Raw genomic sequence first — 14,010 nt, 5'->3', positions numbered from 1 at the left:
AAGGAATCATTTTTTTCTATTTCAGAATTGGCTCAAACAAAGTGTGATGGTATCTTCCTTCTGCATCTGACCTCACTTGATCGAGTATGCGTTCTAATGAATCGATCACATCCTCTAATGCTCGACGCACCGAACCATGTTCAAAAGTCGTTAAACTCTCCGGCAGTTCATCTTCATCTAAAACAAAGAAAGCACCATTCGGAAGAACGAGAAGATCAATGATTAAATCTTCAAAAATGACCTTCTGATCCTCGAACCATGTATTCCTGACCATATTAAAATAAGAACCAAGTTCATTCCCTTGATGATCTCTCCAGAAATATACATTGTACGGCCGATTCTTCCAATAATATGCGGTCGTATAGCTGCCTTTTGGAATCGTTACAGCACCATCACCTGCAATCATCGTAAACGTCTTTTCAATCTTGTGAAACAACACAACCTGCTCCTCCTGCGCGTTTAACAGCTGGCAAGTATGTTCCACAACCTCTCCATCGTATCTCATTTTTCTCTCGATCACTTCACCCCAAGAATCTGCATGTAGCGGAAACAATATGTCACAACTCCTTTTGCATCTGCTTTCTCTTATTCCAGTATACACCGATTTTCTTTGAAGAAATAAAGGGGCATGTTCGGTCTACTCTCCTGAGGTTTTTCATTTCTTGCGCTGCAATTGTGGGTGTAGTACTTAAAAAAGAAAGAGCCGTCCATGGGGACGTGCTCTTCCTTTTCTTGTGCGGTATGTTATGAACCAGCTGGCTGTTCTTTTTTAATCACATACTGATAGCTCTTCACATGCGTCCCATTTTGATTCACAAATTCTTTATCAAGTGCACGCTCAAAACCCATTCTTTCATATAGACGAATGGCGGCCTGCATTTTATCAGATGTATGAAGATACAGGACATTCTCGCCCCATGATTGCGTCAGATCAATACTTTTACGTAACAATGACTCTGCAATTCCTTTTCCCCGGACATCAGGATCTACTCCTAAAAACCGGACAATGGCTGATGTAATGCCCATTTCAGGTTTATCATACGCTTGTTCAGATGACCGGAACATTTGAAGCGTCCCTACCACCTTGCCCTCAAGCTCAGCCACAAGCATGAGCTCCATGTTCGGATTATCTACAGCTGCTCGCAGTGCTGCAGAATAATTTTGCCAGCCTTCCTCTGTAAATTGAGGTTCATACTGTTCGTATGATTTGATCAGCACGTGTCTGATGGCCTCATGATCTTCTTTGACTGCTTGACGAATCATCAGCTCTTGCTGCTTCATGTCAGCACCTCCTGTTGTCTATTGATGGATATACGTATCATGCAATCACTGCATGCCGATGATCTTATTCTTTTCTCTACTCATTCAATGTAAAGAGTCTCATTCGAAAGATCAATCATTTTGCATGAAATTAGTTTTGAAATTTTTTGATTGAAAAGAAACGCTTAATTCATTATGCTGATTTGAGGAAGTATACAAGGAGTGTTGTCATCATATGAGTTCTTTATCCTATCCCCAAGAATCGAAAAAAAATCGATTTCTCCTTGCCGCGCTGCTTGGTTCTTTAACAGCTCTTGCACCGCTGGCAATGGATATGTATTTACCTGCTTTGCCTAATATCGCCCGTGATTTTGAAGCAAGCACGGCGCTGTCTCAGTTAAGTCTTATGGCTTGTTTGATTGGACTGGCGCTTGGACAGCTGATTGCAGGCCCGATCAGTGATACGATCGGCAGAAGAAAGCCGTTGATGATTGGCTTGATCATCTTTATAGCCGCATCACTTTTATGTACAGTGGTCACATCGATTTGGACGTTCATTCTCTTAAGACTGATTCAAGGACTCGCTGGTTCAGCAGGCATTGTGATTGCACGAGCCATCGTACGAGATCATTATGAAGGGTCAGAGATGACGAAATTCTTTGCACTGCTGATGTTAGTCAACGGGGTTGCTCCGGCAGCGGCACCTATCGTGGGCGGACAGATTTTACGCTTCACAACATGGCAGGGTGTGTTTGTTCTACTAGGAATCCTTGGGGCATTGATGCTCCTAAGGTCGATGTTTTCATTAAAGGAAAGCTTGCCTGTGGAACGCAGACAAACTGGAGGCTTTCAACAAATTCTAGGCGCAATGAAAATTCTGGCCAGTGATCGCCTCTTTGTTGGGTATGCCCTCTCACAAGGTCTTGTGTTCGCAGCGATGTTTGCCTACATCTCTGGTTCTCCATTTGTGCTGCAGGGTATTTTCAACCTTTCTCCGCAAGGCTTCAGCGCTGCATTTGCGGTCAATAGTCTTGGCATCATTACGGCTGGACAAGTATTTGCTCGAGTCGCTGTGAAAATTGGCGAGGAGAAAGTCCTTCGCATTGGTTTACTGACAGCTGCCCTAGGCGGTGTCACACTATTTATCATGATCTCCATTGATGCAGGATTGTATGGCATTCTCATTCCATTATTTTTTGTGGTCTCAAGCGTTGGGATTGTCGGTACCTCTGCGCCGTCTCTAGCAATGCAGCAGCACGGAGCGCATGCAGGGAGTGCGGCTGCGCTGATCGGTGTTGCGCAAATGCTGCTCGGCGCATGTATGACACCTCTTGTCGGACTAGCTGGAAGCCAGACCGCCTTTCCAATGGGCCTGATTATTATGCTTTGTGATCTAGGCGCGCTTTGCTGTTATTTCTTCTTTGTGGCCAGAGCAAAAAAAAGACCCGCATAAGCGGGTTTTTTCATGTCATCATCGCGTGCTACCAATTGATGGTGCGGAACACGTTGTTCTCATTTTTTGTGTGATATACTTCTGGGTCAAAACCGGATAGCCCAAACCCAATCGCCGTTACAATGCACCCGGCAACGGTGAAGATCATGCCCCATTTAAAGCATTGCTTTTTGAATTCATTCACGTTCATATTCTCACGACCTTCTTTCTAAACATTCCCATGAATGCCTTAGTGGTTTGAACAGTCATTTGCACAAATAGCTTTGTCAAATACACCGTCGCAATGCCGCATAATAATCCAACACCTAATAGAAGAATACCAACACCAACCTGCGTCACCACCACATGCAAACCGTCCTGAAAGATAAATGGAGAACCAATGATGCTCCAAACACCTCCGAGCAGACCAGTCAACGTCAATGCACCTGTCACGAGCGGAATGCACCAAATGACCATATACACAGAAAGAATCAGCAGAATGACTGTTGCTAGAATACTGCCCCATAACGGAAAGCCTAAAATGAGAATGGAGAGCCTTGTGGCTTTTTCTCCAAACGTTGGCACCTGAGCGGTTTTCATTCCTTGTTCCTTCATAATCCCTTCAGCGATGATTGCAGGCTGCCCGACTTGATGAACCGCTTCCTGTTCACTGTAGCCATCCTCCTGATAATCCTCGATCATTTCATCGTAATATTCGATAAACCGGTCACTTTCTTTTTCGCCCAGACGATGCAGATGCTTCTCTAAGCTGCTTAGAAACTCTATTTTATTCATTGCCCTGTCCTCCAGAAATAAAGTCGTAAATCGCCATCACCTGATCCCATTCCTCTAAAAATTGCGTCATATGCTCCTGGCCGCTTTTTGTCATCCGATAGTACTTTCTTAATCGACTGTTATGTTCCTGGGAATAGGTCTCTACATAATTGTTTTGCTCTAGCCGCTTTAATATCGGATATAATGTTGATTCTGAAATCTCAATACAATGGGACATATCTTTAATGATTTGATAACCATAGGAATCGCCTTTCTTTAATACCGCCAGCACACAAAATTCCAGTAATCCTTTTTTTAATTGTGCATTCATGTTTACAACTCCTAACCATTCATACTATACAATACATAGTATAATGTGACAAGAGGTATATAGAGTGTTAGAACACAAAAAAAGACCCAAAAAGGGTCTTTTTGCGCTTTTATATATTCACAAATCCTTCTCCAAACACATCACGCACGTCATGGACGACAACGAATGCGTCCCTATCAATTTTCTTGATAATTTTCTTTAAGCGCATGAGCTCTTGCTTTTGAATGACTGCGTATAGAATTTCCTTCGATTCCTTTGAATAATGACCGCGTCCATTTAAAATCGTCACACCCCGGTCAAGGGTGTGATTGATTTCTTCGGCAATATCATCTTTACATGAAGAAATAATCGTGACCGCCTTTTTCGTGTTGAGTCCTTCTATGACGAAGTCCATCACCTTTGTGGCGACGTAAAGCATCACAATGGTAAACATTAATTTTTCCGCACCAATAATGAAGTAGGAAGCAAATACGACGATCAGATCAAAGAACAAGATGGCATAGCTCACGTTCCAGTCTAAATACTTGTTGGCAATTCTTCCGAGAATGGCCGACCCCGCCGTTGTACCGCCTGCTCTTAACACAAGACCAATTCCAATACCGATGATAATTCCTGCGAAAATCGCCCCAATAATCAATTCATGTACATTCACGACCCATGTTGTGGTCAGGTGTAGAAATAGGGAGTTACTTGCGACGGCAACCACAGTATATATCGTCGTCTTCTTGTCCAAATATTTATACCCCACCAGCAATAAGATGGCATTAAACACAAGATTTGTCAGCCATGGTGCGATCTCAAACAAATAATAAAAAATGATGGACAGCCCCGTTACACCGCCTTCACCAAATTCAAGCGGAATGACAAACATGTTCACAGCTGCGGCAAATAAAAAAGAACCAATGAGAATCATCGCAATGTCTTTTACACATTTTTTCAATTTTTTCTTTCCTCCTTTTTTAAGCATATAAAAAACCCTCTTTCTGCACGAAAGAAGACAGTCGTTGGACAAAATAAAATCAAAAGACAGCGCCTTTTGATGATGCTTTCTGAAATGAACCTTTCCATAATATATATCTCTTTTTAGAGGCTGTCAATGACTTGGTTTTCTATTATTTTGACTGCATGTTTATGCACGGAAACCCGCATGTTTTCAGGGTTTTTCCGCCAGCTTATGCTTTTTCCTCTCCTTGACAAAAACACTTTAGTCATTTAAACTACTGCCTCATATCATACCCATTATTTCCGATCTAAAAAGGAGGCTGTTCTATTCCGATGAACCCCATTCAAAGCCGTTTACAGGCTCACGCACCTTTGATTTTAGACGGTGCACTTGCAACGGAGCTTGAACGAAAGGGCTGTGACTTAAACGACAGTTTATGGTCAGCCAAAATACTCATTGAACAGCCAGAATTGATTCAGCAAGTACACTTGGACTACTTCCAAGCAGGTGCTGACTGTGCAACAACTGCCAGCTACCAAACAACGATAGATGGCTTCGCTGGAAAAGGCTATACAAAAGAAGAAGCAATTGAACTCATGAAACGATCTGTCACTTTAGCGAAAGAAGCACGTGATCTTTTTTGGCAGGATGATACGCGTCATGAAGGGCGAACAAAACCCTTTGTCGCTGGATCTGTAGGACCATTCGGCGCTTATTTGTCTGATGGTTCAGAATATAAGGGAAATTACGGACTCTCAGAGCAGGCACTCATTGATTTTCACAGACCAAGAATTCAGGCATTAGTCGAGGCTGGTGCAGATATGCTTGCGTGTGAAACAATTCCTTGTCTGGTTGAAGCAACGGCCATCGCAAAGCTGCTGCGGGATGAATTCAGCGGTGTATATGCTTGGATCACGTTTAGCGCAAAGGATGACCTGCACATTAGTGAAGGTGATTTGCTGAGAGAATGTGTACAAACACTTGAGCCGTATGAAGAAATTGCTGCTGTTGGCGTGAACTGTACTCCGCCGCAATTCATCTCTTCTCTCATTCAAGAGATGAAAAAGGGGACGAGCAAACCGATTGTGGTGTATCCAAACTCAGGTGAATTATATGATCCTGAAGAAAAGGTATGGAGCGGAGATACGTCTCACCATACCTTTGGTGAATGTGCACATCAATGGTTCAAAGACGGCGCGCGCATCATCGGCGGCTGCTGCCGGACGACACCAGAAGATATTACTGACATCCTCAAACGGACAACATCGTAGCATCATGAATCAACACACATACTTCTAAGCAAAAAGGGCGGGAAGACATGGAACAAGCAAAAGATCAGTCACAGCAATATCAACGAAAAATGACGAGCCGGCACCTGTTCATGCTTTCGCTAGGCGGCGTCATTGGAACAGGGCTCTTTTTAAGCTCTGGGTATACCATTAGTCAGGCCGGGCCTGCGGGAACGATTCTTGCCTATCTATTCGGGGCATTAATTGTGTACCTCGTGATGCTCTGTTTAGGTGAGCTGTCTGTTGCAATGCCGGTTACAGGCGCTTTTCATACATATGCAACAAAATACATTGGTCCTGGCACTGGCTATACGGTCGCTTGGCTTTACTGGCTGACGTGGACAGTGGCACTTGGTTCGGAATTTACAGCGGCAGGACTTTTAATGCAGCGCTGGTTTCCAGACACATCGGTTTGGATGTGGAGTGGCGTGTTTGCTCTTCTCATCTTTTTACTCAATGCATTTACAGTCAAGTTCTTTGCAGAATCAGAGTTTTGGTTTTCTAGTATTAAAGTGATGGCGATCATTCTCTTTATTATTCTTGGCGGAGCTGCGATGTTTGGCTTGATTCCATTAAAAGGCGGTGAGGCCGCTCCGCTCTTTTCTAACTTTACTGGAGAAGGCGGACTTTTCCCAAACGGCTTTTTACCGATTTTAATGACCATGCTTGCCGTCAATTTTGCTTTTTCGGGTACTGAATTAATTGGCATTGCTGCGGGTGAAAGCGTCAATCCAAATGAGACCATCCCGCGGGCGATTCGAACGACCGTGCTGCGTCTTGTCCTGTTTTTCGTCGGAACGATCATTGTTTTAGCCGGCTTGATTCCTGTGGAAGAAGCCGGGGTGATCAAAAGTCCATTTGTGGTGGTTTTTGATCGGATCGGTATTCCTTATGCTGCAGATTTCATGAATTTTGTCATTTTGACGGCGATCTTATCAGCTGCCAACTCGGGGCTATATGCGTCATCTCGGATGCTCTGGTCGCTTTCTGAGGAACGGACACTGCCTAAGAAACTGGCGAAGTTGACGTCAAAAGGAATTCCATTGAATGCACTCATTTTAAGTATGATCGGCGGTATCCTCTCTTTGCTATCGAGTGTCATCGCACCAGAAACGGTGTATCTTGTTCTTGTTTCGATCTCTGGACTGGCCGTTGTTGTGGTCTGGATGGGGATTGCTGCCTCGCAGTTCATGTTTCGGAAAAGATTTTTGCAGGATGGTGGGCAGCTCCATGATTTATCCTTTCGAACCCCGCTCTATCCAGTGGTTCCGATTGCTGCCTTCTTCCTGTGCCTTGCATCTGTGATCGGCATTGCCTTTGATCCAAATCAGCGAATTGCCCTCATCTGCGGCATTCCTTTCATCGCACTCTGCTATGCTGCATATTATGTGACAGCTTGGATTCAGAAGAAACGAGAAGAACCTGGTGTCTAACATCAGGTTCTTTGTTTTGTTTTAAAAACAGCCTGACAAAAAAGGATATCGCTAGAAAAAGAAGCACAGTTTGGTATATGATAGGAATCTATGATTTTCAGGATGAACCAAGGGAGTTGTCGCTGATATGGAAATGACCATTACAAGAGCATTAAGTGAACTGAAAATGTTAGATAAGAGAATCAACCGAACCGTTGATGAAGCCGTACTTGGTGGATTGATGATCGGGAAACATATACAGCATGGATTTCAGAATCAAGAAGAGATTGAAAAAAAGGCGAAAGCAGATGACCAATCGATTCAAGCTTTAATCAAACGGCGAAATGCCATTAAATCAGCCATTGTCGTGTCAAATGCTACGACAACGATTGATGTAGCGGGTGTCAGCATGACGGTGGCAGAAGCCATTGAACGCAAGACGTCCATAGATTACGATATTCGTTATTTACGTAAATTGAAAAAGGTGTACAAAGAACTAGTCGACAAAGCAGAACAAACCAATGAAGACGTAAAAAAGAGACTGGATCAGCATTTAGAAACCTTGTTTGGTAAAGACGGAAAAACACAAGCGGCTGCCAACCAAGAGATCGTCAAGTCTTTCCTAGCTGAAAATGAGGCAACGATCATTGATCCGCTTCGTCTTCGTGTGAAGATTGATCAGCTTTCGAAAGAGATTGAGGATTTTCAAATGGAAGTTGATTTTTCCTTGTCTGAAAGCAATACACTGACGAAAATACAGATCGATTAATGGATTTTGTTAGTGAGCCGAAAATCGATAGAACTAAACACCTCTGAGGGAAAGGTCATTCCCTCCTCATCTGATGATCATCTTAGGATGATCCTTGATAAAAGTTCAAAGCTGAGCGTTCAAGGATCAAAGCTCAAGTGTCAAAGTTCTTATCCATCAAAGCTCAGGATTAAAAGCTAAAAGCTCGATCGAATCTGGGAATAACGGCTGATGAGTGTTTGTTTATCGACTCTTTCGGTTGCCGCCCAGCAGGCTTGCTAACAAAAAGAAAAGGATGTCAGTTGTTGACATCCTTTTTTCTATGAAAACGACAGAGCTTTCGCCAAGTCGCCTCTTCCAGCAGATTAGTAACGTGATGTATATGCCAAATGATACACACTTGTGACATTTGAAGATAGCGTGATGTCGTTTGAAGTGAAGGTCACTGGAACGATATCGTAATAATGTGTAGACCAGCCAGCATTATTGTATGTACGGTAGCCTGCACCTGAAGGTACTTGAATCGTCAGTGAAAATTGTCCATTCTCGTCCGTTGTGCCTGTCGCTGTTTGAGCCAATGATTTGATCGCTGCTTCAAAATAAAGCTGGATTGACTGATTGGGCATAAGGTTTCCGTTTGTATCTTTTAGTGTCCCTTTAAAAGTAGCTGGATAATACGACCCCACTCTATATTTACTGCCAGCACCGTAATTAACCATACCACCGTCTGCTGCTGTGACACTTGTTACTTGTACAGATGCTGGTACTGCTCCTGTTTCCTCTGCATGTGCAAAGGCTGGGAATACGAGAAGCAATGATAGAAAGAAAGCAAACATCATTTTTTTCATCGATAAATCCTCCTTTTTTTTCCTGTTATATTACTATCGACAGTAATTGGCATTTTTCCAGTAACAAACAAAAAACTTCCCTTTTAGAAAGGGAAGCTCTAAGACTATTTTTTCACGACAACTTTCACCGCTTTACTTTCTCTTTTTCTCACATCTGAAGCGGTCACATACAAGACCGTTTTGGCCTTTTGCGGCTTGATTTGGGCAGTAAATGCGCCCTTACTATTGGTTTTCACCGTTTTGATGACTTTTTTTGATTTGTTTTTTACTTTAATGGTCAAGCCTGCACCCGCAGTCCCTTTGACCGTTTTACTTTTGACCGTTACTTTGCCCACCTTCGGCTTAGCTGGCGCTTTGCCCTTTTTCACGACTGTTTTGAGAGAAGTAGCGGCCTTTCCTTTTGAAACCTTGATGTGCAGTACTTTGTTTTTGTTCTGATGCTTGATCTTCACACTAAAGGTTCCCTTTTTGCTTGCTGTACCTTTTCCGAGTAATGTCTTGCCTCTATACACTGAAACGATGGCGCCTGCTTTCGCTTTTCCTGTCACCTTTTGATGCTGATCCTCTACTTTGTTGACAGATGCATTCAGTTCAACAGCACTTAATGCGGCAAATGCATTCAGTCTGCCATGTCCTGTCATCCAATCGATACCAGGAATTTTTGGATCGACAATTGGTTCTTCGTTTTCGTCATAGAAAACGTCATCTTTTCCATCAACAGATGTAAAGGAAATATCATCTGCTGTACTTTGCAAAATAGTTCTCACTTGATTTGGCTTCAAGGATGGATTTTTAGAAAGCAATAATCCGGCTGCCGCTGCAACATATGGTGTAGCCATTGATGTCCCGCTAAGGTAGGAGACATTCCCATCAGGCATTAAGCTTGGAATATCAGAACCTGGTGCAGACATGCTCAGTCCTTTGCCGTAGCTTGAGAATTCAGCGGCAATATCCATACGGTTGCTTGCGCCAATCGCCATTGCGTATTTTGAAGTCGCAGGATAGCCCATTTCTGGAATGCCATCATTTCCACTCGCCACGACCACTAGTACATTTTTTTGTGCAGCGTAGTTCATCGCATATTCAATCACCCTGCTGTAGTAGCCGCCAAGACTCATGTTGATGACCTTTGCCCCTTTGTCCACTGCATGCTTGATTCCAAGTGCAATATGCTCTGTATCTCCAAAGCCATAGGCATCCAGCACCTTAACCGGGATGATGCCCGTGTGTTGGTTGAGACCTGCCATTGAGTAATGATTATCGGATTTTGCGGCAATGATGCCTGCCACATGCGTACCGTGTCCATTGTCATCTATCGCATCTTTGTTTCGTCCAATGAGATTCGCACCTAAGTCTGTACGAACAGTCCCGCTTAAATCCGTCAAACGACTGTCTACACCTGTATCCACAACAGCAATTAATGTTTGCTTCATTTTGCTTGTGCCAATCAGTGTATTCATTTGTTCAAACTTGACGTCAGCGCCTTTTTTCCCGCTGTTTTGCGCACTGTTTTTCAGCGGCCATTGGTAACCATACTGCGCGTCATTGCTAAACGCGCGATAGGTTTGAACAGGCTCTGCAAATTCAACATTTGGCATGCTGGACAGCTTTCTTGCCGTGCTCTTGATGACAGCTTTACCTGCTTTTAGTGTCTTTCCAGCTGATTCTTGCCCTGCTGGCACATCATAGACATACATTCCTTTGAATAAAGGACTTACTGTCTGCGATGTCACACGGTTTTCTTGGATGCCATAGCTTTTCATCTTCTTTTTCGTTGATTGAAGCGTTTGGCCATCCTTTAATTTAAAAATGATTTTGTTTGTTTTAACCTTTTCTTCTTTTACAAGCTTTTGCTTTTCTAGTACATATCCGACCGATTTTCCTTCAAGCTGATCGATTCCAATTTTTTGACTCACTGCTTCTAATTCCTTCTTTAAATATGCCGGACTTGCCTCTTTGAGCATATCCAATAGGGAGCGAATCGCCTGTTGTTCTTTCTTTGTCACGATATGGCCACTGAATGCACCATTTTTCTCTACATCACTTAGCAATGATTTTAATGTAAGTAGATGATTGTATACCTTTTGCTGCTCTTTTTGATGTTTGATGAGCTTCGATTTGAGAAACGGCTTTGTCTTTTGAAGCAAACGAGCGAGCTTCTGACCATCTGCTGTTTCATTGAAACGTTTATCTTCGATTGTGCGAATGGATTGAAGAATTTCACGTCCGTACTTTTTCTCAATGATAATGATTTCAGGCTCATCTTCTTCAGGGAAAATCGGTTCAGAAGGCGGAAGTTTGGCTCCTTTATACCCGATTGTATATGCCGCATCCTCTTCCTCATCGCGGCTGTCTTCCTCTGACCCTAAATAGAGCACTTTCACATAATAAGGACCTGACCATGCATGCGGGAAGTTTATCTCTGTCTCTCCGCTTGCTGTATCCACACGATATCTTGAATAAGTGTCATCCTTCATCGCTCTGCCCTTACTTGGATAGACCGATATAGACAACATTTGTTTACTTTTTACAGAAATTTGCATATGCGTATGTTTTGCCACCTCTTGTGTAGATGGCGTGATTTGGTACCATGACTCTTCCTTTTCATTCTGTAATGCACCTGAGATGACTTCACCATTTTTCAACCCAATGGCTTCATTGACATTTGTTCCTTTACTGGCAGCTGCTGCCTCGTAGCCAGGTAATGCCGCCATACATAGCATGATCGCCATGAGTACGATCACACAGGATTTGACCTGCTTTTTGAACATGAAAAGACCCCCTTATCTTTTACAATACCTTGGAAGAATATCACAGAAAGACAGTTAGTAGAATCTGTTTTTTACATAATTAAACTCGTTTTAAGCTAGGATTTGAGATATCTAGGCAGCAAGACTGATTGACTCATAAACTTTTTGCCATTTCAAACGGAAAATGATGCTATTTAACCATGTCGAAAAGTACATTACAATCAACTTGTAAGCGCTTAATAAACAAGAGAGAAGGGATCAGCTTGTTCCAAAAAGATCATGTTTTTACACAAGTAAACGGTCAATCAAAGAATGAGATTTTACAATACATTTCCGAGAAAGCTGAAGACCTTCATATTACAAACGATCAGTCGGGGTTATTAGCAGATTTGTTGAAACGCGAAGACGAAGTCTCAACAGGGCTTCAGCAAGGCTTTGCCATTCCTCATACAAAAAGCTCCACTGTACAAACGGCTTCACTTCTCTTTTTAGAACTTGAACAGCCCATTGAATGGGGAAGCTTCGACGATTTACCAACAAGCTATTTATTTACACTGCTGGTTCCACTAGAAGAGGCAAATGTCACGCATCTGAAACTACTATCAGGCATTGCCACTAGCTTAATGGAACCTGCTTTCATCGAAAAGATTCAACCCGGTCAAACAGCTGATTATTATTACGAAGTCATTGAACAACAATTGAAAGAGGGGATTACACAATGAAAATTGTCGGTGTCACTTCATGCCCAGCAGGGTTAGCTCATACACCAATGGCAGCAAAAGCATTAGAGAATGCGGGTAAACAGCTCGGACACGAGATCAAAATCGAACAGCAAGGAATTATGGGACAGGTGAACGGCATTACACCAGAGGAAGCAAAGCAGGCAGATCTTTGTATCATTGCCTCAAATCAGCATATTAACGATGCAGAACGCTTCTCAGGCATTCCCACTGTACGTGTCGAGATCGGACGCGCCTTAAAAAATGCCGAGCAAATCATCACAAAAGCCGTAGCACTTGTTGAAAAGAAAAAATCTGAATCTCAATAAACGTGAGCAATGCCATATAGAAAGGAGCAAAGCAAAATGAAAGCAAAATTAAAAGTCATTGAAGGCCATCTCATGACCGGTATTTCTTATATTCTTCCTGTCATCATCGGCGCTTCACTTATCGTTGGTTTAGCCAAACTAGTCGGGTTAGGATTTGGTGTTTCAGATTTAAACGCCTATAAAGACGCTGGCGGTATTCTACACGGTGCCTATTTAATGGAGCAGGTTGGTTGGACAGGTATTGGCTTAATGAATGTACTGCTCGCTGGATTTATCGCCTATTCTATTGCGGATAAGTCAGGCCTTGCGGCTGGATTTATCGGTGGAGCCCTTGCCAGCTCAACGAATGCTGGATTTATCGGTGCCGTCATTGCAGGGTTCTTCGCAGGATATGTCGCCCTTCTTGTGAAAAGAAAAATTCAAATTCAAGGCTCCGCAGCCGGACTTGTTCCTCTGCTCATCCTACCGCTCATTACCGTTGGCTTAACCGGACTTCTCATGTCCGTTCTGCTAGGCGGGCCATTAGGCGCTTTGAACACGGCATTAATTGAATGGATCAAAGGCATGGTTGCTGATGGAACAAGCACACTCGCGCTCGCTTTGATTTTAGGCGCGATGATTGGATTCGACCTTGGCGGACCGGTGAATAAATCCGCTTGGATGGCGGGTAACGCGCTCTTCCTATCAGGTGTTTACCTCCCTGCCATTCTCGTCAATATTGCGATTGTCATTCCGCCGCTTGGATACGGACTTGCGACATTGATTCGAAAACGTAACTTCTCCCCAACCTTTAGAGAAGCCGGACGAGGCGGCCTTGTCATGGGGATTATCGGTATTACAGAAGGAGCAATTCCTTTTACCCTCGTCAATCCTTTGAAATTGATTCCACTGAATGTCGTCGCTTGTGCCGCTGGAAGTGGGGTTGCTGCATTATTAGGTGTTCATGACATCATGCCGCCAATTGGTGGACTATATGGCTTCTTCTCAGTTGGAAACTGGTGGGCTTATTTAATCGGTGCCCTTACTGGCGCACTCGTCATCGGTATTGGTGCCAACCTGCTTGTGAATTTCTCTGAGAAAAAAGAGCCTCAAAAGCCAGAACATGATCAGAAGCAGAAAGAAGAAGACGATTTTGACCTTGTGCTAGAAGGATAATTTGAACAAAGAAAGGTGTC

Annotated in this window: 15 protein-coding genes; 7 read left to right on the top strand and 8 right to left on the bottom strand. The window is 43.3% G+C overall.

Annotation, left to right across the window (positions count from 1 at the left end; genetic code table 11):
* Nucleotides 1–16: 16 nt before the first annotated feature.
* Both BA70_RS08040 and BA70_RS08035 read right to left on the bottom strand, forming a co-directional pair.
* A complete protein-coding gene (locus BA70_RS08040) occupies nt 17–553 on the bottom strand; it encodes a ribonuclease FAU-1 family protein (RefSeq protein WP_034320512.1) in 537 nt (178 codons plus the stop codon).
* Between the two features lie 191 nt (nt 554–744).
* The gene (locus tag BA70_RS08035) at nt 745–1,281 is read right to left on the bottom strand and encodes a GNAT family N-acetyltransferase (protein WP_034320509.1); all 537 of its coding nucleotides are present in this window, start codon (nt 1,279–1,281) and stop codon (nt 745–747) included.
* Nucleotides 1,282–1,495: 214 nt separating this feature from the next.
* Here BA70_RS08035 and BA70_RS08030 point away from each other — a divergent pair, with 214 nt between their 5' ends.
* The gene (locus tag BA70_RS08030) at nt 1,496–2,713 is read left to right on the top strand and encodes a multidrug effflux MFS transporter (protein ID WP_034320506.1); all 1,218 of its coding nucleotides are present in this window, start codon (nt 1,496–1,498) and stop codon (nt 2,711–2,713) included.
* A gap of 28 nt (nt 2,714–2,741) precedes the next feature.
* On the opposite strand, the gene BA70_RS20295 is transcribed toward BA70_RS08030, so the two are convergent.
* From BA70_RS20295 to BA70_RS08015, 4 genes are all read right to left on the bottom strand, one after another.
* Nucleotides 2,742–2,903: a hypothetical protein gene (locus BA70_RS20295; protein WP_167331427.1), complete on the bottom strand. Its 162-nt coding sequence runs from the start codon at nt 2,901–2,903 to the stop codon at nt 2,742–2,744.
* The gene (locus tag BA70_RS08025) at nt 2,900–3,487 is read right to left on the bottom strand and encodes a DUF1700 domain-containing protein (protein ID WP_034320504.1); all 588 of its coding nucleotides are present in this window, start codon (nt 3,485–3,487) and stop codon (nt 2,900–2,902) included. The genes BA70_RS20295 and BA70_RS08025 overlap by 4 nt, the downstream gene beginning before the upstream one ends.
* Nucleotides 3,480–3,797, bottom strand: coding sequence for a PadR family transcriptional regulator (locus BA70_RS08020; protein ID WP_034320502.1), 318 nt, complete (start codon nt 3,795–3,797; stop codon nt 3,480–3,482). Before BA70_RS08020 ends, BA70_RS08025 begins: the two co-directional genes overlap by 8 nt.
* A 109-nt stretch (nt 3,798–3,906) precedes the next feature.
* Nucleotides 3,907–4,737, bottom strand: coding sequence for a YitT family protein (locus BA70_RS08015; protein WP_034320763.1), 831 nt, complete (start codon nt 4,735–4,737; stop codon nt 3,907–3,909).
* A gap of 335 nt (nt 4,738–5,072) precedes the next feature.
* On the opposite strand from BA70_RS08015, the gene mmuM reads away from it, so the two are divergent.
* From mmuM to BA70_RS08000, 3 genes are all read left to right on the top strand, one after another.
* Nucleotides 5,073–6,011 (top strand): homocysteine S-methyltransferase, encoded by a 939-nt coding sequence (mmuM, locus tag BA70_RS08010; protein ID WP_034320500.1) that lies wholly within the window; start codon nt 5,073–5,075, stop codon nt 6,009–6,011.
* A 47-nt stretch (nt 6,012–6,058) separates the two neighbouring features.
* Complete coding sequence (gene mmuP, locus BA70_RS08005) at nt 6,059–7,462, top strand: S-methylmethionine permease (protein WP_034320498.1); 1,404 nt, start codon at nt 6,059–6,061, stop codon at nt 7,460–7,462.
* 127 nt (nt 7,463–7,589) lie between these two features.
* Nucleotides 7,590–8,210, top strand: a complete 621-nt coding sequence (locus BA70_RS08000; protein ID WP_034320496.1) for a hypothetical protein — start codon at nt 7,590–7,592, stop codon at nt 8,208–8,210.
* A gap of 344 nt (nt 8,211–8,554) precedes the next feature.
* On the opposite strand, the gene BA70_RS07995 is transcribed toward BA70_RS08000, so the two are convergent.
* Both BA70_RS07995 and BA70_RS07990 read right to left on the bottom strand, forming a co-directional pair.
* Nucleotides 8,555–9,037, bottom strand: a complete 483-nt coding sequence (locus BA70_RS07995) for a hypothetical protein (RefSeq protein ID WP_034320494.1) — start codon at nt 9,035–9,037, stop codon at nt 8,555–8,557.
* Nucleotides 9,038–9,141: 104 nt separating this feature from the next.
* Nucleotides 9,142–11,808 carry a S8 family peptidase gene (locus BA70_RS07990; protein ID WP_034320491.1) on the bottom strand — a complete coding sequence of 889 codons (2,667 nt, stop codon included), beginning with the start codon at nt 11,806–11,808 and terminating at the stop codon, nt 9,142–9,144.
* A 242-nt stretch (nt 11,809–12,050) separates the two neighbouring features.
* Here BA70_RS07990 and BA70_RS07985 point away from each other — a divergent pair, with 242 nt between their 5' ends.
* From BA70_RS07985 to BA70_RS07975, 3 genes are read left to right on the top strand one after another with little or no spacing between them, the layout of a single operon-like run.
* Nucleotides 12,051–12,509 carry a PTS sugar transporter subunit IIA gene (locus BA70_RS07985; protein ID WP_034320489.1) on the top strand — a complete coding sequence of 153 codons (459 nt, stop codon included), beginning with the start codon at nt 12,051–12,053 and terminating at the stop codon, nt 12,507–12,509.
* A complete protein-coding gene (locus tag BA70_RS07980; RefSeq protein ID WP_034320486.1) occupies nt 12,506–12,835 on the top strand; it encodes a PTS fructose transporter subunit IIB in 330 nt (109 codons plus the stop codon). The genes BA70_RS07985 and BA70_RS07980 overlap by 4 nt, the downstream gene beginning before the upstream one ends.
* Before the next feature lie 36 nt (nt 12,836–12,871).
* A complete protein-coding gene (locus BA70_RS07975) occupies nt 12,872–13,990 on the top strand; it encodes a PTS fructose transporter subunit IIC (protein WP_034320485.1) in 1,119 nt (372 codons plus the stop codon).
* The last annotated feature ends 20 nt before the right edge of the window (nt 13,991–14,010 follow it).

The organism is Bacillus zhangzhouensis, from assembly GCF_000715205.1.
GTDB lineage: Bacteria > Bacillota > Bacilli > Bacillales > Bacillaceae > Bacillus > Bacillus zhangzhouensis.
This window is presented reverse-complemented; position numbering and strand designations above follow the sequence as displayed.